Genomic DNA, 18506 nt, shown 5'->3' with positions numbered 1-18506 from the left:
CCCGGACGATCGCTCGTCCGGGACGCGGCCCCTAAACTTGCAAGGTTCTGGAATGCCGATGCGCGACACCCTGACAAGCCTGCGTTACCGCTACTGGCCCGATCATCTGCTCGGTGAAATCCTGTCCAAGCGATGGACCGAGACGGCCATCCCGGTCATCCTGCTCCTGATCGTCGGCCTCGCGCTCAGCCGATCCATCGACAATTTCCTGTCGCCGGCGAGCCTCGCCGACACCGCGCGTCAGGCCGGAGAGATCGGCTTCATCGCGCTCGGGCTCGCGCTGGTCGTCATCGTCGGCGGCATCGATCTGTCCGTCGGATCGATCTTCGCGCTGACGGATTTCTGCGCGCTTTATCTGCTCGACGTGCTGGACTGGCCGGTCCCGGCGGTGGTGGCGGCCACACTGCTCTGCGGTGCGCTGCTCGGCGCCGTCAACGGCGTGCTGATCGGATATCTGCGGCTGCGCGCCTTCATCACCACGCTGATCACGCTGATCATCTACCGCTCGGCCTACGATCTCCTGATCCAGCGCTACTCCAACGCGATCGCATCGGCCTTCCCAGATATCCCATCCTGGGATTTCATCGGCGGTGGCAGCGTCTTCGGCATTCCGACCGTGGCGCTGGTCTATATCGTCGTCGCCATCGTCGGCCATATCTTCATGACCCGGCTCCGGCCGGGCTGGCACATCACGGCGATTGGCGGATCGCGCCGTTCGGCGTACAATTCAGGCATTCCCGTCCGCCGCACGATTGCACTCTGCTATGTCGCAAGCGGCGTGCTGACCAGCATCGGTGCGCTGTTCTTCGCATCCCGGCTCGGCACCGTCGGCGGCGACATCGGCGTCGGGCTCGAGGTGATCGTGCTGACGGCTACGGTACTGGGCGGAATCACGCTCGGCGGCGGCAAGGGCTCGGTCGCAAAATCGGCAGTCGGCGTTCTGATCGTGCTGCTGATCACCAACGGCCTGACGACCATGAATGCGCGCGGCGGCGTCAACCGGATGGCGCTCGCCGGCATCCTGCTCGTCGCGGCCATGGTCGATATCCGCTGGCAGAAGAACCGCACCCGTATCATCAGCAAGGTCTATGTCGCGCCAACCTATCACGCGCTGCCGCCGCCACCGCCGACCGAAATCGGGCAAGGCGGCCCGTTCGAGCAGAACGACAAGCTGCGTAACGTCGAGTCGATCGGCCTCGGCCGGATCGAGGCGCCGGAGGACGTCATCCTCGATCGCCACGACAACCTCTATGCGGGATCCCGTCACGGCGACATCATGCGCTTCCTCGCACCCGACTATCAGAAGATGGAGGTGTTCGCCCATATCGGCGGCCAGCCGCTCGGCATGGCCTTCGACCGCGAGGACAATCTCTATGTCTGCATCGGCGGCATGGGACTCTATCGCATCACGCCTGACGGCACGGTGGAAAAGGCCACCGACGAGACCAACCGCAGCATGCGCTCGGTCAACGACGACAGCCGCCTGCGGCTCGCCGACGACCTCGACATCACCGACGACGGTCTGATCTTCTTCTCCGAGGCGACCGTGCGTTACGAGATGGACGAGTGGCCGATCGACGGCCTCGAGGCGCGCGGCAACGGCCGCATCATCTCCTACGACACCAAGACCGGCGTGACCCGCACCGAGTTGCGCGGTCTCAAATTCCCCAACGGCATCTGCGTCGCCAGCGACGGCCAATCGATCCTGTTCGCCGAAACCTTCGGCTGCTCGATCAAGCGCTATTGGTTCGCCGGACCGAAGAAGGGCAAGGTCGAGGTCGTCATGGACAATCTGCCGGGCTACCCCGACAACATCAACCTTGCCTCCGACGGCAATTACTGGCTGGCACTGGTCGGCATGCGCAGCCCCTCTCTCGACCTCGCCTGGAAGATGCCCGGCTTCCGCCGCCGCATGGGCAAGCGCGTGCCGGTCGACGAATGGTTGTTTCCCAACATCAACACGGGCTGTGTGGTCAAGTTCAACGAGCAGGGCAAAATCGTCGAATCTTTCTGGGACCTGCGCGGCGAGAACCATCCGATGATCACCTCGATGCGCGAGCATCGCGGCTATCTCTATCTCGGCGGCATCCTCAACAACCGGATCGGCCGCTACAAGCTCGACAATGCCGATCCGAACTTCGTCCAGTACGACAAGCGGTGGGGGAAGCAGTCGTGATCGCAGCCGTCAGGGAGTTCGCAAACCGCTTTCTTGGACGCGGCGACGCCACCATCACCGTGCCGTCCTTCGACGGCGCGCTGAAGCCCAACCAGAAGCTGGAATCGGCCGAGACCTTGCTGACCTGCGAGGCGCCCGAGGACCTCGCGACGGATGGAAGCAACCTCTACATCGCGGACGGTCAGCGGCTGATGTCCCTGACTGGCGGCCAGGCATCGGAAGTCCGGAGCTTCGAGCAGCCGATCTCGGCCCTGTGTGCCCTTCCCGGCGGCGGCCTCGCCGTCGCCCTCGGCGGACGCGAGGTACATCTCTACGCAAACGCGTCGGCCGAGCAGCCAGGCGTGACGTTCGCCGATACGGCGTTCAACGCCATCAACGCGCTCGCGCTGGCGGGCGACAACACGCTGATTGCGACGGACGGCTCAGCGACATGCGGCGTCGACGACTGGGCGCGCGACCTGATGGAGCTCAACCTGAGCGGCCGCGTGTTCAGGCTGGATCCCGGCAGCAAGGTCGTGACGCCTCTCGCGCAGGGGCTCGGCCACGCCTTCGGCGCGTGTGCGCATGGCAACGGCGCGCTGGTCAGCGAGAGCTGGCGCCATCGCCTGGTTCTGGTGACGCCGGGCGCATCGCCAAAGGTCGTGCTTGCTCACCTGCCGGTCTATCCGTCGCGACTGACAAAAGCCGCGGGCGGCGGCTACTGGCTCACTGCCTTTACCGCGCGCACCCAGCTCATCGAGTTCGTGCTGCGCGAGCCGGGTTACCGCCGCCGCATGATGGCCGAGATCGATCCGGCCTACTGGGTCGCGCCTCGACTGCGCTCGGGCCTCTCGTTCAAGGAACCGATGCAGGGCGCGCACATCAAGACCATGGGTGTCATCAAGCCGTGGGCGCCGCCGCGGTCCTATGGCCTCGTCATCCGCCTCAACGCGGATGGCCAGCCGCTCTATTCGCTGCACAGCCGGGTCGACGGCGTCAACCACGGCATCGTTGCGGCGGTCGAACTGGGCGGCGATCTCGTCCTGATCGCCAAGGGACCGGGCCGCGTGCTGCGACTGTCCCTGTCCGGCCTTGCCGAGGAGTTTTGCTCATGAGCGACATCGCACTCTCGCTGCGCAAGGCCACGAAACTCTACGCCGGTGTGCCCGCCATCGACGGGGTGGATTTCGACCTCCGCCGCGGCGAGATCCACGCGCTGGTCGGCGAGAACGGCGCCGGCAAGTCGACCCTGACCAAGGTGATGGCGGGCGTGGTGACGCTGACCTCGGGCACCATGACGGTCGATGGCGCGGACGTCGCGCCGCGGACGCCGCTGGAGGCGCGCAATCTCGGCATCGCCATGGTGTTCCAGGAGAACAGCCTGGTGCCGACCATGACGGTGGCGCAGAATCTGTTTCTCGGGCAGGAGAGGTTCTACAACCGCCTGCGCGGCATCTACATCGCCGCGCAGCAGTTTTTGCAATCGCTCAATTTCGACGTCACGCCGACTGCGACCGTCGGCGGCCTCGGTGCCGCCAAGAAGCAGATGGTCGAGATCGCGCGCGCGGTCCTGCATCGCGCCAAGGTCATCATCTTCGACGAGCCGACCGCGTCGCTGACGCCGGAGGAAAAGAAATACTTCTTCGACCTCGTCCGCGATCTCAAGAAGCGCGGCGTCTCGATCGTCTTCATCTCGCACGCCCTCGAAGAGGCCCTGTTGCTGGCCGACCGCATCACCGTCCTGCGCGACGGCAAGCATGTCGTGACCGATGATGCCGCCAAATTCGACCGTGCCGCCATCGTGCAGGCCATGGTCGGGCGCGACCTCTCCAATACACTCTACGGCGCGCGGAAGAGCACCGTGCGGCCGGCCGGCGCCCGCGTGCTCACGGTGCAGAATTTGAAGATGGCGCCGATGGTGAAGAACAATTCGCTGTCGGTCTTCGCAGGGCAGATCACCGGCGTGTTCGGTCTCGTCGGCGCGGGCCGCACCGAGACGTTCAAGATCGTCGCAGGCGTGCTCAAGCGCGACTTCTTTCACGGCGGCGAAATCCTGCTGCACGACAAGCCGGTGCGCTATCGGGTGCCGGCGCCGGCGGTCAAGGCCGGCATCGCCTATGTCACCGAAGATCGCAAGGTCGAGGGCTTCTTCGAGACGTCCTCGATCGCGCGCAACATCTATCTCGGCCTGCTGTCGAAGTTTCCCGGGGGACGCATGATGCTGTCGCGGCGGGAAGCCGAGACGGTGGGCAAGACCTGGATCGAGAAGCTCAGGGTTCGCGCCATCGGCGACCACGGCAAGGTGGTCGAGCTCTCCGGCGGCAATCAGCAGAAGGTCGTGATCGCCAAATCGCTGGTGCAGGAGCCGGACCTGATCATCTTCGACGAGCCCACCCGCGGCGTCGACGTCGGCGCCATCGTCGAGATCCACGAGCTGATCAACCAGCTCGCCGACGATGGCAAGGCGGTCGTCGTCATCTCGTCCTATTTGCCGGAGATCATGGCGCTCTCCGACCGCATCCTGGTCTCGCGCCAGGGCAAGGTCGTGGAGGAATTCTCCGCGCTGGACGCGACGGAGGAGAGGATCATGTACGCCGCCATCCACTAAAACGGCTGTTCAGGGCTTTCGCCCCTTCTGGCGTAGCGCCTCGATGAGGCGCTGCTTCAGTTCGTCGGTGGCCTTCTGGCTGACGTCCTGGCCGATCTGCGCGCTGGCCAGCGCCAGCGCATCCGCCTTCTCCAGATATTTCTGCCCGGCAGGCAGGGCATAGAACGCCTCGATCTGGCGCAACTCGTCCGTGGTGAAGGTTGCGGCATAAGCGGCGGCGATCTGATCGATCATCGCGGCGACGTACGGGGCGTAAATCTGGGCGCCGGGAGCTGTCATCGAGTCATAGTCGCGCTCGATCTCCGGCCGGTCCTGCGCGACCACGGGCCTGAGCTTGAGCAGCAGTTGCGGAAGCGCGTTGCGATACTGGTCCGCGATCCTCAGCGTGACCACGAGCTTGCGCGCCGCGGTCATCGCCTCCGGCGACGGCGGCTCGGCGGACGCGCCGCCGGCGAGGAGCAGAAGCAGACCAGCGATCGTCAACAAACGTTTGGACATGAAACTCTCCACGATGCGGGCGACGCGTTTCTTCAACGGCTGGCAGGCGCCATGGCGGCGGTCGCCGCCGTCGCGCTGTTCGGCGTGACCTCGTCAGGCTCCTCGACCTCCGTCACCTTCACAAACAGCTCCGGCACCTTGCGGGCGCGGTCGAGCAGCCACGCGGCGCCGATCTGAATCATGATGCCGACAAAGGACACGACGAGCTGCTCCCAGACGCCCTTCGTGTATTGCGTCAGGATCCAATGCGCCGAGAACGACAGGAACACGCCCAGGCAGAAGATCGGCAGCGAATGCTGGCCGCAGAGGATGACCGGGCGCAGCCATTTCAAATGCAGCGCCTTCCAGTGGCGCGGGACGAAATAGGTCACCCAGATCGCCAGCGCCAGAAAATGCGTGAAGCGCAGCATGTCGAGGTCGGTCTTGTCGATCGGGTAGATCGCCTTGATCATCCATTTCGGGACCATCGCCTCGAGTGCGTGGATGTGCCAGGTCATCACGATCAGGAGGGCGAAGGCGATCCACGCCGCGGCCAGCCCCATCACTGTCCTCGACCAGACCCATTTGGCGACCTTCTCGACCTGGCCGATGCCGCACCAGGCCGCGAACACGAACATCAGTTGCCAGCAGAACGGGTTGAAGTACCAGGTCGTGCCGGGCGGATAGGAGGCCAGGTTCCAGTCGAACCAGCGCGACAGCGCGTGGAGCACGACGGACGCCGCGAGCGTCAGGTTCGGCCGGCGCACCAGGCACCACACGATGAAGGGCGAGGCGAACACCAGCGTGATGTAGAGCGGCAGCACGTCGAGATTGACCGGCTTGTAGCGCAGCGAGAGCGCTTGCCCGATCAGGATGTCCGGATGGTCGAGAAAGTTGTGAACGTTGAACTCGTCCGCATACATCGGGTTGTCGAACCTCCTGACCGTACGCGCGATCTGCGCGGTGAACAGCAGGAACAGCATGATGTGGGCGACGTACATCTCGGCCGCGCGCCGCCACAGCCGCTTCAGCGCGGCGAGAAACCAGCCGCCGGCGACGATCGGCCCGTAGATCCAGCCGACCAGATAGCCGGAGATGAAGACGAAGAACTCGGCGGCGTCGCTGAAGCCGTAATTGCGCAGCGTCAGCCAGGCCACGACGTCGTGCGGGATGTGGTCGAGAAAGATCATCCACAGTCCGATGCCGCGGAAGAGATCGAGCCGCAGATCGCGCTCGACCGGAGCAAGCAGAGCCGACTGGTCCCGTATGATCATGGCCCCGCCTCGTTCGGTGAGCGTCGCGCCGTTGCGGCGCCGGCAAAATGGAATGCTAAAAAAACTGAATCAAAAGTCACCTGGCCGTGCGGCCAGGGCCAACGGTAGCCGACCTTAGTGGGCGCGCAAGGGGCTTTGTCATCGGAGCAGGCAGCGTAGGCGCGCCGTCCTCTGCGCTGCACAATGGCGGACCCTTCAAAAACAGCGAAAACAACCCCATGCACAGTAGCCAACCCTCTGCGTCGCCTGCGGGATTTATTTGGCGCATCGGGCCGATATCGGCCGGCCCGGAGTGGGTCAGGTCAGCTCGTCGTCCCGCGCCAGCATCCCGTTCAGCATCGCCTCGGCCTTGCGCTGGAGCGGCAGCGCGCCGCTTTCGGAGGCGATTGCGATCGTGCCGTGCAGGGCGGCGAGAATGGCCGCCCTGCTCTCCTCGCTCGTGGACGGCGTCACCACGGCTTCGCCGAACAGGGCCTCGGCCTCGAGCCCGGCAAACCCCTGCTGCCGCGCCGTGTTGCGCGCCTCGCGCAGCATGTTCTGCGCGGCCTGGACATCGCCGAGGCGATAGGTGGCGAGCGCCAGATAGATCGAGCTGCGCAACACCGCGGAGGTATAGCCGACCGCCTTGGCCTCCTCGCGCGCCTCAGTCAGCATGCCGCGCGCGCGGTCGAACAGCCCCTGCTCCAGATAGGCGATGCCGAGATGGCAGGCGAGCACCGGCACGAACAGCCGGATGCCGTGCTTCTGCGCCAGCACGTAGCCGTCCTCGAGAACGGCAGCGGCCGCCGCCGGCTCGTTGCGGCCGAGCATCAGCCAGCCGCCGCTATAGGCGGCCGCGACGCGGTCGTAGGGCCGATTGGTCTCCGCTGCGATCGCCGCAGCCTCTTGCTGGAGCTGCTCCGCGATATCCAATTCGCCCATGACGGTATGGGTGAAGCTCTTCATCATGCAGCAGAGCAGCAGCAGATATCTTGGAGTCGTCCCGATCGGGGCACTGGCTTGCGGCCCGGCCAGCTGGGCGTGAGCCAGTGCCAATGTCTGCCCGGCGTCACTGTAGCAACCAGCGAGGAAATAGGCTTGCCCGAGACCATATCGTGCGAGGTTGAGCCAGCCCAGATTGTCCCAGCCCTCCGCAAGACGGACGACCTCTTCATTGACCGCAACCGCTTCGACCGGCGCTCCATAGAAGTTCTGCGCACCGGCTCTGACCGTCATGGCGGCGACCTTGCGTCCGATATCATCGATCGCGTCGGCCCGCCGCTCGGCCTCTTTTCCAAGGTCGAGCCACTCGGCAATCTGACCGGACGCGATGAACGCCGCGCGTGCTTCCATGCGAAGATCTATGGCGTCGGCCTCCCGCAAGGGAGCCATCGGAGTCTTGTCGAGCGCGTCCATTGCGATCTCGAAATAGTTGGCCGCATCCGCAAAGGCCGAGCGGCTCAAACATTTTCGTCCTGCACTTCTGCCCTGACCGAACGCCCTGCGCCAATCCTTGGCCCGCACCGCATGATAGCACAGCGTATCGGGTTCATCGGCGTAAGCTCCGTCGCCCTCCAGGGTCTCGAGAATGCGCGCGTGAATGCCTTCGCGCACCTTTTCAACCATCGAATCATACGTCACCTGACGTACCATCTCGTGCCGAAACTCGAGCGCGTCGTCCAACTCGCTGTCGATCCTGACCAGCAGCTCGGCGCGATCGAGCGCCGCAAGGCAATCCTGGAGGACGTTCTCGGGCAACTCTACGAGCTTGCGCAGCATTGCGGCACGCGATCGCGGCCCGAGCGCCGCCGCCATCTGCAAGACGGAACGTTCCTGCCTCGACACGCGATCGAGGCGCGCCGCGATCACGCCCTGGATGCTGGTGGGGATACCAAGCTCATCGATGGGACGCACCAGCGCGAGATCGCCCCACTGGCCGCGAAGCGTTCCGCTGTCCCTCAGCCCGCGGCAGACCTCCTCGATGAACAGGGGGACGTTGGCCGTGTGGGAAATGATCCGGCTTTTCAGATCGGCGTTCGCCGCGGAGGGGCCGAGCATGTCAGCCAGCATGGCCAGCCCCGAATCGTCGTCGAGAGGTCGCATCGCGACGACCTCGGCGCGGCAGCGCGCAATCCATACCGGCATGCCGTTAGGCCTGGAGGTGAGGAGCACGAGAAGACCTGGCACTTGCAGCGAAGCAATCGCAGCGATGACGGTATCGCTGGCCCGATCGATCCAATGCAGGTCCTCGACCAGAAGCACGGTGCGGCGGCGGCCCGCCACACTCTCGACGATGGCGCAACTCGCATCGGAAATCGCGCGTCCCCGCGCATGAGGCTCCAACTCGTTCCACTGCGGCTCCGATATCGGCAGATCAAGCACGGCATCGAGGGCGCATTGCTGGATCAGCGGCCGATCCTTTCGCGGGTCAGACGGACCGTCCGGATCCTTGCCGGCGGCATCCAGGATCGAGAGCAGCAGGCGCTTGAGCGTACTGAATGGCGCGCCCTGGAGGTTCGGACTGCACTCGGCGTCGATCAAGCGCCAGCCATCCGCCTTGAGCTGCTGGGCAAACTCATGCGCGAGACGCGACTTTCCGATGCCGGCGTCACCCAGCAACAGCACGGTCTGCCGGCCGGCACCGACGCATTCCGCGGCGCGGCCCAGCAGGGCCCGCTCCGTCGTGCGGTCGAAGAACCTTGAAATGCTGCGTGCCCGTCGTACGCGCCAGCTCGAGAGATCGCTGGCGCCGACGACCCGATAGACCGGCAGCGGCTGGCTGAAGCCGCGCAGCGCCCTGCAGCCCAGAAATTCAAACCGGACATGGCCATCCGCAAGCCTCTGGCAGGCTTCCGACACGTAGATCTGATTGGCTTCGGCCGCCGACTCCAGCCGCGCGGCGAGATGCTGGGCGGCACCGCCGATCTCGTAGACCTTGGAAAACTCGCTGGCGACCATGTAGGCAACCACATGTCCCGAATGGAGGCCGACCCGCACCTGCAGCCCGGGATCGCCGAGGCTTCCGACCCGCCGGACCAGCTCGATCGCCGCGTGGCAGGCCAATGGCGCATGGTTGTCGTCCGCGATCGGAGCGCCGAACACCGCTGCGAGTCCATCGCCCAACTCCTTGCTGACGATGCCTCCAAACTGACGTACCGCGGCCCTCATGGCTGCCAAGGCCGGCTCCAGGCGCGAGACGGCCTCCTCCGGCTCCAGCTCGGCAACAAGCCCGGTGGAATCGACCACGTCGGCGCGGAGAATCGTAACGAAGCGGCGCTCGCTTTCAGGATCGGCGCGTCGTGCGGCCGCCCCGCATTTGGGACACCAGCTATCGCCCGGATCGATCGTCGATTGACACGCGACGCAGTGCATTCCTGTGCCTTCAGAGGTCACGGCGTCGTTCCCGGCCGACCGGCGCACGCGAGGAGTTTGACGCAAGATTACCTATCGGGAAATGCATGGCAATCGAACTTGCACAGAAGCATGGCTGCATCACCAAACAGTGGCTCTCTGGACGAAGCACATTCGCGAGTGATAGCTTTTGCATGCGCGAGAATGGGGCCGCGCGTTCTAGGGGCGCCGAAGGCTTTCGATCTGGCCAACGAGCTTTGCTGGGCTGCACGTTACCCTGATTGGCTTAGATCATATCGAAGGACAAGGCGATGGGTGGAAGGACATACAGCGGCAAGCCGTTCAGGGATTTGATGAACAGCAATTACTACCCGCTGGCGAACATGAAGAAGAGCGTGGCGAAGCTCAAGGCATCGGACGACATCGATCTGCCGACCCTGGAATACGGCCAGTACCACCTGATTCTGAACCCCGCATCGACCTGGCCGCAGGGAAGCGCCAAGTACTGGCACAAGGAGAAGGGCCGGGCTCGTCTCGATCTCAGCACCCAGCCGAACACGGTGCCCCTGTCCAGGGATGAGCCGGGCGTCATTCCGCTGACGCGATGCGATCTGCTCGATGCCTGCGTCCGGAAATGCTTCAACTCCGAGCCGCCGATCCCGATGAAGACCAACATCATCGTCCACGAGCCGAGCGATGCCTATGCCCACCGGCACGAGATCCGGCTGGAGTGGGAGTACAAGAAGGGCGCGGACAAGCCAACGCTGCTCCATCTGACGATGGTCTGTCCGCACAGGGACTGATCTTCGGCCGCCTTTGGCTCGATCAGGAGAATCCTCATCATCGCCTCTCGCGCGCTCACGGGCACGCGAGAGGCATTTGTTTCAGGCGGTCCACGGCAAGACCGTCGCTGTCAGTTTCGCGTCAGCCGAGGGCTGTCGCCGCGCGTCGCGTCTGTCCCATCTCCGTCATGGGCCTGTCGTACGATTCGCTGCCTCCTGAATCATGACAGGAGCGGCCGATGCCCGTTGGACTGCTGGAGGTCGAAGGCACCATCGAGGTCAAGCAGTTCTGACCGGCGCGACGACCTGAATTGCCTCCTTGTCCCCGGTTGCAGACCGAGGACGGAGGACTGAGTTACTGGACCTCGGCGATCTTCGGTCCAGATGACAGCATCTGCGCGCTAGTTGCCGAGGGCCGGTTCGACGGCGATGCCGAGTCCGGCGATCGGAAAGCGGCGTCGGGCGGCGTTCCCTGCAATGGTCGGCGGGCAGCGGTTGCCGGAAGCACGATCACTTTCGCTCCGACTTTCACCCGCTCATAAAGGTCGACGACATCCTCATTGGTCAGCCGGATACAGCCGGACGAAACCCGCTTCCCGATCGTATCGGGCTTGTTGGTGCCGTGAATTCTATATTCGGTCTCGCCCAGATACATCGCCCGGGCGCCGAGCGGGTTGCCGGGACCGCCTGCCATGAACCGCGGCAGATAAGGCTGACGCACAACCATCTCCACAGGCGGATGCCAATCCGGCCATTCTGCCTTACGGGCCACGGTCTGCTCACCGGACCACGTGAAACCTTCGCGGCCAACACCGATGCCGTAGCGCAGTGCTTGCGCGTCGTTCAGAACGAAATAGAGGAACGTGTTTTTGGTATCTATGATCACGGTGCCCGGGGTCTGGCGGCTGGCGTAGTCAACCACCTGCCGAACCAATGCTCCGGGACCGTCAGCGGCTTTTGGCGGTTCGACCAGAGCGGCCGGCGCCGGAATCGGAGCCGGAGCTGGCGCCGACGCATGAACCGGAGTTGCCACGTAGACCGGAGTTGACGATGCCTGGGCCTGGGCCGCGGACGGCTTCCGTGTCGGCTGCACGCTCGCCGGGCGAGACAGCAAACCGTACCCCAACGCGGCAAGGGCCACGGCGCCAATAACGACTCTCCCGGCCATTGGCAGTGCGAGCGTCTCCGCCTTTCCACGTTTGGCCCGCTTGCCCATGTCTTCCCCCGGATCACTATGCCCGGAAGAGGTACCCAGTAAGATTTAAGAAACTTCGAAGCGAGCTCGCTCAGGCTGGAACCGTTAACGGTGGTTAACGCCGAACTCTTATTCCGACGACCTATGATCGTCTCGATATGCCGGGCCCTGCCTGAGGTTCGGTTGGGGATGACCAGCACGGCGAGAGCCCCGGGTGCAAAAGCTGATACTTACAGGCAGTCGGGTTCAACTTTTGGGAAGCTGGATGGACGCCATGTAGTCGCGGATCGACTGGTCGGGGATCGCCTTGCGCGCAATCAGGTGGTGAACGCAGTTCGCGGCAAGGTCGAACGAGCGGTAGCAATGATGAGCAATCATTGCGAGATGTTTCAGTTGCTCGACCGTCATGTCGGCTGGCCGCATGAAGTTTCGCACGTAGACGATGTCCGCCTCCAGCAACTGGTTCATCGCCGCATAGGGATTGGACGGGTCGCTCAATGGAGCGATCATTCGCTGATTGATCGCCGTAAAGGCGTGGGGAATGAACCCCTGCTTGCGCAATTCCCCATCGATATCGCCGAACGTCGGCTGCTCCTTGTAGAGGCAGAGAAACGAGACCTCCGTTTGGATGGCGACCGCCTGCTTCAGCTTCTGCCGTCCGCTTCCGAAGACGGCGAGTTCGGAGCCCTGAACGTCGATCTTCAGGAAATCCAGGTCCCGGATTTCGGCAATATCGTCGAGCCTGCGGGTCTGGACCGGATGTTCACTGACCACGGTGCCCCATTCGGCGAATTTCGCAAAATGCGAGAGTGCGTTCTGATCCGGGAGCAGCAGGCTCGTCATTCCCGGTATTCGGCAGAGGCGCAGCTTTGCCTTGTGCCCGTTTCCGACGACGTAGTGGTAGTAGCTCTCCAGGTCGCTCTTGCGGGCGTTGAGCTCGGCGAGCGCCGCGTCCTGCGGTTCAAAGCCAACGACGGTGCAAAGCCTTCGTTGCAGCATCGCCTTGTAGGGCGGGTCACCATCAATCGGATTGGCCCCGACGTCGACCACCGAGGTGAGCCGCGCCGGCTGGATGAGATCATTCAGAAGGTCGTGTTCGTTGCTGGTCATATGCGGTGAAGCCATGAAAACAGAGATAGACGCGTGTGAAGTGAAGGTCAGACCGGAAAGCAGACATCGGTCAAGGAGTGTGTGGGGCTGTTTGAGGACCCACAACCGTCGCTCCCCTCAACCTCCGCCACCATCGACGAGCCGTCATCGCGATATGTCGGACGGCTCGGTGGCGCGCGTAAACGAGGCATGCCGAAGACCCTTCATGCGATTGGTCTCCAACAGTGATGGCAATTGGTTGAGTTCGGACGCCTACAAGCGAATGTTGACGGTATCAGATCAAAGAAAAGCCCTTGAAAACATAATGTTCTCAAGGGCTTTTCCTTATCTTGGTTGCGGGGATAGGATTTGAACCTATGACCTTCAGGTTATGAGCCTGACGAGCTACCGGGCTGCTCCACCCCGCGTTAAACGTTGCCTTGCCTTCGCGAAAATGCCGGAGACGGTGGATGGAGGGCCGGCGCTGTACGCGTGGCTTGCTCTTCCGTCCCAAAGGCTTCCTTGGAAGGCAACCCCGGGCAAGGCCCGTCGGGTGCAGGGCGTATCTATCAACCCGGGCTGCCTTTGGAAAGGGCTGCGGGAACGTTTTTTTCGAGTTTATGACAGGCGGATGGACCAAATTCGGGTCGGTTTGGCGCGCCCTTGCCAGAAGTTCCACAAAGGGCCAGCTTGCGGCAACAAAACCAAGGGGCGAACGCCGCTTCAAGAGGGAGAACGCCCATGGACCGATCCCTGGATCGCGCCTTGAACCAATCCTTGGACAATTCGCCAGCGAGCGCCCCGCAGCTGGCCCTCGAGGACGCCTTCCATGCCATGGTCGCGCGGTCGCGGACCGAGCCGGCGTCTGACCTCGCCGAGCGGCTCGACCGGCTGGCGCGGCTGCGCGCCGTCGTCGCCGACAACGAGGAACGCTTCCGCCAGGCGATCTCGGCCGATTTCGGCCACCGCTCGGCGGTCGAGACCACCATCGCCGAAGCCATGATGGTCTACGGCGAGATCCGGCATGCCACAAAGCACCTGAAGAGCTGGATGGCGCCGCAACGCGTCGCCACCGCGCTGCAATTCCTGCCCGCGCGCAACCGGCTGATCCCGCAAGCACTCGGCGTCGTCGGCATCATCGCGCCCTGGAATTATCCGCTCCAGCTCACGCTCGCGCCCGCGATCGGCGCGCTCGCAGCCGGCAACCGTGTCATCATCAAGCCGAGCGAGCTGGCCCCCAGCTTCTCCGCGCTGCTGAAGGAGACGGTCGGGCAGAGATTCGACGCGACCGAGTTGCTCGTCACCAGCGTGGAGGATGAGGTCGCAAAAGCCTTCGCTCACCTGCCGTTCGATCATCTGGTCTTCACCGGCTCGACGCGGGTCGGGCGGCTGGTCGCGGAGGCCGCGGGGCGTAATCTGACGCCTGTCACGCTCGAGCTCGGCGGCAAGTCGCCGGCCATCATCGATGCCTCCGCCGATCTCGAAGAGGCGGCCGAGCGCATCGCCTATGGCAAGCTGCTCAATGCCGGGCAGACCTGCATCGCGCCGGACTACGTGCTGGTGCCCGAGCACGCATTGCAGGCCTTCGCCGAAAAAGTGCGCGCGCAGATGCGGCGCATGTTCGGCACCGACCCCGCCAACAAGGACTACACCTCCATCATTTCCGACCGGCATTATGCGCGACTGGAAGGTCTGGTCGCCGATGCCGCAAGCCGCGGCGCAAAGATCCTGCAACCGGCGAAGGCAGACGATCCGAACTGGAAGGCGCACCGCAAATTCCCTCCGACGCTGATCGTCGGAGCGACCGGAGAGATGGCCGCGATGCAGGAGGAGATTTTTGGTCCCGTGCTGCCGGTGCTCGGCTATCGCGAGCCGGCCGACGCCATCGCCTTCATCAATGCCCGCGACCGGCCGCTGGCGCTGTACTGGTTCGGCAAGGACCGGATTGCGCGCGAGACGGTGCTGACGCGCACGATCTCCGGCGGCGTCACCGTCAACGACTGCCTGTTCCACTTCGCGCAAATCAACCAGCCGATGGGCGGCGTCGGCGCGTCCGGCACCGGCGCCTATCACGGCGAATGGGGATTTCGTACGTTCAGCAAGCTGAAGCCGGTGTTCTACCGCTCCAGGTTCAACCGCCTCGCCGACCTCTATCCGCCCTACGGCGGCAAGATCGCACGGCTGGAGAAATTGATGCGGTTCATGTCGTAGCTATCCGTCATTACGAGCGAAGCGAAGCAATCCAGACCGTCACCACGGAGGGATACTGGATTGCTTCGCTTCGCTCGCACTGACGACAAAAAAAGCAAATGGGGGAAACCAGGTGACTGACACATTCGATTTCGTCGTCGTGGGCGCGGGCTCCGGCGGCTGCGCGGTGGCAGGAAGGCTGTCCGAGGATGCAGGGACATCCGTGGCACTGCTCGATGCCGGCGGGCGAAACGACAATTGGCGGATCACCACGCCATTCGGGCTCGCTTTGCCATACAGCGCGGCCAACTGGGCCTTCGATACTGTGCCGCAGAAGGGATTGAACGGCCGGATCGGCTATCAACCGCGCGGCAAGGGCCTCGGCGGCTCCTCGGCGATCAACGCCATGGTCTACATCCGCGGCAACAAATGGGACTACGACCACTGGGCCTCGCTCGGCAATGCCGGCTGGTCGTACGCCGACGTGCTGCCCTATTTCAAGCGCTCGGAGAACAACACCGATTTCGACGGCGCGTATCACGGCAAAGGGGGCCCGCTGCATGTCAACAAACCACGCTCGGACAATCCGATCCACGACGTCTTCCATCAGGCCGCGCGCGAGGCGCAATTCCGCATCCGCGAGGACTTCAACGCCGAGGACCACGAAGGGCTCGGCAGCTACCAGGTGACGCAGCACAATGGCGAGCGCTGGAGCGCGGCGCGTGCCTACGTCCAGCCCCATATGGACAGGCGCGCGAATCTGCGCGTCGAGACGGGGGCGCAGGCGACGAAAATCCTGTTCGAAGGTGGACGCGCGGTCGGCATCGAATATGTCCAGGGCAAGCAGACCAAGCAGCTGCGCGCCCGCCGCGAGGTGATCCTCGCCTCCGGCGCCTTCCAGTCACCGCAACTGCTGATGCTGTCGGGCGTCGGCGATGGCGATGCGCTTCGCGCGCACGGCATTGGCGTCGTGCATCATTTGCCGGGCGTCGGGCGCAATCTGCAGGACCATCCGGACTTCGTGTTCGTGTACGCCTCCGACTATCCGCACTTCGTTCATTCATCGCTCGGTCGGCTGCCATCCCTGCTCCGCGCCATCCAGCGGTACCGCCGCGAGCGACGCGGCCTGATGACCACCAATTTCGCCGAGTGTGGCGGCTTCCTGAAGACGCAGGCCCACCTCGACGTGCCGGACATTCAGCTCCACTTCATCATCGCGATGCTCGACGACCACGGCCGCAAGAAGCACAAGGAGGCAGGCTTCTCGTGCCATGTCTGCCTGCTCAGGCCGAAGAGCCGCGGCAGCGTGTGGCTGAAAAGCACCGATCCGTTCGCTGCCCCCATGATCGATCCGAACTTTCTGGGCGAGGCGGAGGATCTCGAGACGATGGTCGCGGGCTTCAAGACCACGCGACGGCTGATGGAGACACCGGCGATGCGCGCGTTGCAGAAGAAGGACATGTTCACGTCCGGTGTGAGAACGGACGACGACATCCGCGCCATCCTGCGCAATCGCGTCGACACCGTCTATCACCCCGTCGGCACCTGCAAGATGGGCACCGATGCGATGGCCGTGGTGGATCCGTCGCTGAAGGTGCACGGCGTCGAGGCTTTGCGCGTTGTCGACGCCTCGATCATGCCGACGCTGATCGGCGGCAATACCAATGCGCCGACCATCATGATCGGGGAGAAGGCGGCGGATATGATCCGGGCGGAGATGCGGTAGCTCTTCTCCCTCTCCCCGCTTGCGGGGAGAGGGTTGGGGTGAGGGGAAGTCTCCGCGAGGACGGATGCAGTTGAATCTGCGGAGGCTCCCCCTCACCCGCATCGCATCTTCGATGCGGTGCGACCTCTCCCCGCAAGCGGGGCGAGGTGAAGAAAGAGCTCAATTCAGCAGAAACCCGCCGTCCACCGTCACCACGCTCCCCGTCATGTACCGCGACGCCTGCGAGGCCAGCAGCAGGATCGCGCCGTCGAGATCGGACTCGGCGCCGACGCGGCGCTGGGGGATACGCTTGGCCAGGCGCTCGCCCGGCGGCGTCGACCAGAATGCGTGGTTCATCTCGGTGTCGATGTAGCCGGGCGCGAGCGCGTTGATGCGGATGTTCTGCCCGGCGAGCTCGAGCGCCATCGCCCTGGTCGCCTGGATGATGCCCGCCTTGGAGATCGCGTAAGGCGACACAGCCTTCAGCACGCCGGTGCCGAGTACGGAGGCAATGTTGACGATGTTGCCGGGCTGCTTGCGCGCGATCATGCGCCGCGCAACTTCCGTCGCGAGGAAATAGGCGCCCTTCAGATTGGCGCCGATTACGGCATCCCAATCGGATTCGGTCTGCTCGGTTGCGAGCTTCTCGATCGCGATGCCGGCATTGTTGACCAGCACCGTGATCGGACCGAGCGCGGCTTCCGCCGCATCGACGGCTTTCGCAATCGAAGCGATATCTGTGACGTCGAGCGCGACCGCGGCGGCGCGGCCACCCTTGCCGCGGATGTCCTGTTCCAGATTCTTCAACTTTTCCGTTTGCCGCGCCGCCAGCGCGACGGCCGCGCCATGCGCCGCCAGCACCCGGGCAAATTGCCGCCCCAGCCCCTGGCTCGCGCCCGTCACGAGGATGGTTTCTTTACTGACGTCGAATAGGTCTGACATGACGATTTCCCTGGACGTGTTCCCGCGCTTTTGGAGCCCATCAATACAGACGATTTTAACGATCTGAAACCGGAACGATCGGTTCAGCGTTCATTCGTTCCATGGCAGGGCTTTCGCAATGAACAGTTTCGATCTCGCGGTCTATGCGGCGTTCGCAGTTGCAATCGGATTTGGCTTCAGGACCGGCCTGCTCGGCAGCGCCATGACCATCCTCGCCTATCTCCTCGCCGCCCCCATCGCCGTCGCGCTGATGCCGCTGATCGTCCCGCAGGTCGCAAGCAATCCGAATCCACCGCTGTTTCAGAACTGGATCTGGTTCTTCGGCATCTTCGTCGTGGTCGGCATGCTGTTTGGATATATCGGCCGCCTGGCGCTGAGCGACACCATACGCGACGCCGGCATCGGCGACCGGCTCGGCGGCGCCGCGCTCGGCGCGATCAGGGTCGGCCTCGTCGCCACCACGCTGGTGCTGGTGTTCGACCAGATCGTGCCGGCCAACCGCCAGCCGCCGTTCCTCGCCGGCTCGCATCTGCGGCCGCTGTTCTCGGCCGCCGGCCAGATGGGCTTCAAGTCGCTGCCACCGGAGGCGGCCTCCGCGATCGACCGCCTCAAGCAGGAACGGCGCATCTAGCTCATTGTCTGGGCATGAACTTTTCGGAAAACTGCGGACACTTTTCCGGATCATGCCCGCACATTTGCATCGCCGCGCCGACGCGCATGCATTTTGGTGCGAGCCCGTCCCTTATCAGCGGCGTCGAG

General features: G+C 64.0%; 13 protein-coding genes and 1 tRNA gene. 7 read left to right on the top strand and 7 right to left on the bottom strand.

Annotated elements, in window-relative coordinates; translation table 11 throughout:
* The first annotated feature begins 52 nt into the window (after window positions 1–52).
* From NR187_RS01960 to NR187_RS01950, 3 genes are read left to right on the top strand one after another with little or no spacing between them, the layout of a single operon-like run.
* A complete protein-coding gene (locus NR187_RS01960) occupies window positions 53–2176 on the top strand; it encodes an SMP-30/gluconolactonase/LRE family protein (RefSeq protein WP_211381988.1) in 2124 nt (707 codons plus the stop codon).
* Entirely contained in the window at window positions 2173–3270 is a 1098-nt protein-coding gene (locus NR187_RS01955) for a hypothetical protein (protein ID WP_256805598.1), read from the top strand. Before NR187_RS01960 ends, NR187_RS01955 begins: the two co-directional genes overlap by 4 nt.
* A complete protein-coding gene (locus tag NR187_RS01950; RefSeq protein WP_211381986.1) occupies window positions 3267–4763 on the top strand; it encodes a sugar ABC transporter ATP-binding protein in 1497 nt (498 codons plus the stop codon). The genes NR187_RS01955 and NR187_RS01950 overlap by 4 nt, the downstream gene beginning before the upstream one ends.
* 9 nt (window positions 4764–4772) lie before the next feature.
* Here the strand turns inward: NR187_RS01950 and NR187_RS01945 are convergent, their stop codons facing one another.
* The 3 genes from NR187_RS01945 to NR187_RS01935 form a co-directional block, all read right to left on the bottom strand.
* Window positions 4773–5261 (bottom strand): DUF2059 domain-containing protein, encoded by a 489-nt coding sequence (locus tag NR187_RS01945; protein WP_211381985.1) that lies wholly within the window; start codon window positions 5259–5261, stop codon window positions 4773–4775.
* A 32-nt stretch (window positions 5262–5293) separates the two neighbouring features.
* Window positions 5294–6514, bottom strand: a complete 1221-nt coding sequence (locus NR187_RS01940; protein ID WP_256805597.1) for an OpgC domain-containing protein — start codon at window positions 6512–6514, stop codon at window positions 5294–5296.
* Window positions 6515–6811: 297 nt separating this feature from the next.
* Window positions 6812–9865, bottom strand: coding sequence for an AAA family ATPase (locus NR187_RS01935; RefSeq protein WP_256806194.1), 3054 nt, complete (start codon window positions 9863–9865; stop codon window positions 6812–6814).
* Window positions 9866–10155: 290 nt separating this feature from the next.
* Here NR187_RS01935 and NR187_RS01930 point away from each other — a divergent pair, with 290 nt between their 5' ends.
* Window positions 10156–10647, top strand: coding sequence for a hypothetical protein (locus NR187_RS01930; RefSeq protein ID WP_211381983.1), 492 nt, complete (start codon window positions 10156–10158; stop codon window positions 10645–10647).
* Between the two features lie 334 nt (window positions 10648–10981).
* Here the strand turns inward: NR187_RS01930 and NR187_RS01925 are convergent, their stop codons facing one another.
* The 3 genes from NR187_RS01925 to NR187_RS01915 form a co-directional block, all read right to left on the bottom strand.
* Window positions 10982–11842 (bottom strand): L,D-transpeptidase, encoded by an 861-nt coding sequence (locus NR187_RS01925; RefSeq protein WP_256805596.1) that lies wholly within the window; start codon window positions 11840–11842, stop codon window positions 10982–10984.
* A gap of 225 nt (window positions 11843–12067) precedes the next feature.
* Entirely contained in the window at window positions 12068–13036 is a 969-nt protein-coding gene (locus tag NR187_RS01920) for an FkbM family methyltransferase (RefSeq protein WP_256805595.1), read from the bottom strand.
* Between the two features lie 225 nt (window positions 13037–13261).
* Window positions 13262–13338, bottom strand: a tRNA-Met gene (locus tag NR187_RS01915).
* Window positions 13339–13651: 313 nt separating this feature from the next.
* Between NR187_RS01915 and NR187_RS01910 the strand changes: the two genes are divergently transcribed.
* Both NR187_RS01910 and NR187_RS01905 read left to right on the top strand, forming a co-directional pair.
* Complete coding sequence (locus NR187_RS01910) at window positions 13652–15121, top strand: coniferyl aldehyde dehydrogenase (protein WP_256805594.1); 1470 nt, start codon at window positions 13652–13654, stop codon at window positions 15119–15121.
* Between the two features lie 112 nt (window positions 15122–15233).
* A complete protein-coding gene (locus NR187_RS01905) occupies window positions 15234–16826 on the top strand; it encodes a choline dehydrogenase (RefSeq protein ID WP_256805593.1) in 1593 nt (530 codons plus the stop codon).
* Window positions 16827–16985: 159 nt separating this feature from the next.
* On the opposite strand, the gene NR187_RS01900 is transcribed toward NR187_RS01905, so the two are convergent.
* Window positions 16986–17747 (bottom strand): SDR family oxidoreductase, encoded by a 762-nt coding sequence (locus NR187_RS01900; RefSeq protein WP_211381978.1) that lies wholly within the window; start codon window positions 17745–17747, stop codon window positions 16986–16988.
* A gap of 118 nt (window positions 17748–17865) precedes the next feature.
* On the opposite strand from NR187_RS01900, the gene NR187_RS01895 reads away from it, so the two are divergent.
* Complete coding sequence (locus tag NR187_RS01895) at window positions 17866–18378, top strand: CvpA family protein (RefSeq protein WP_211381977.1); 513 nt, start codon at window positions 17866–17868, stop codon at window positions 18376–18378.
* Window positions 18379–18506: the final 128 nt, after the last annotated feature.

The organism is Bradyrhizobium sp. Bra64, assembly GCF_024519875.1.
GTDB classification, from domain to species: domain Bacteria; phylum Pseudomonadota; class Alphaproteobacteria; order Rhizobiales; family Xanthobacteraceae; genus Bradyrhizobium; species Bradyrhizobium japonicum_G.
Note: the sequence above shows the minus strand (reverse complement) of the source record. Positions and strands in the feature narration are given on the sequence as shown.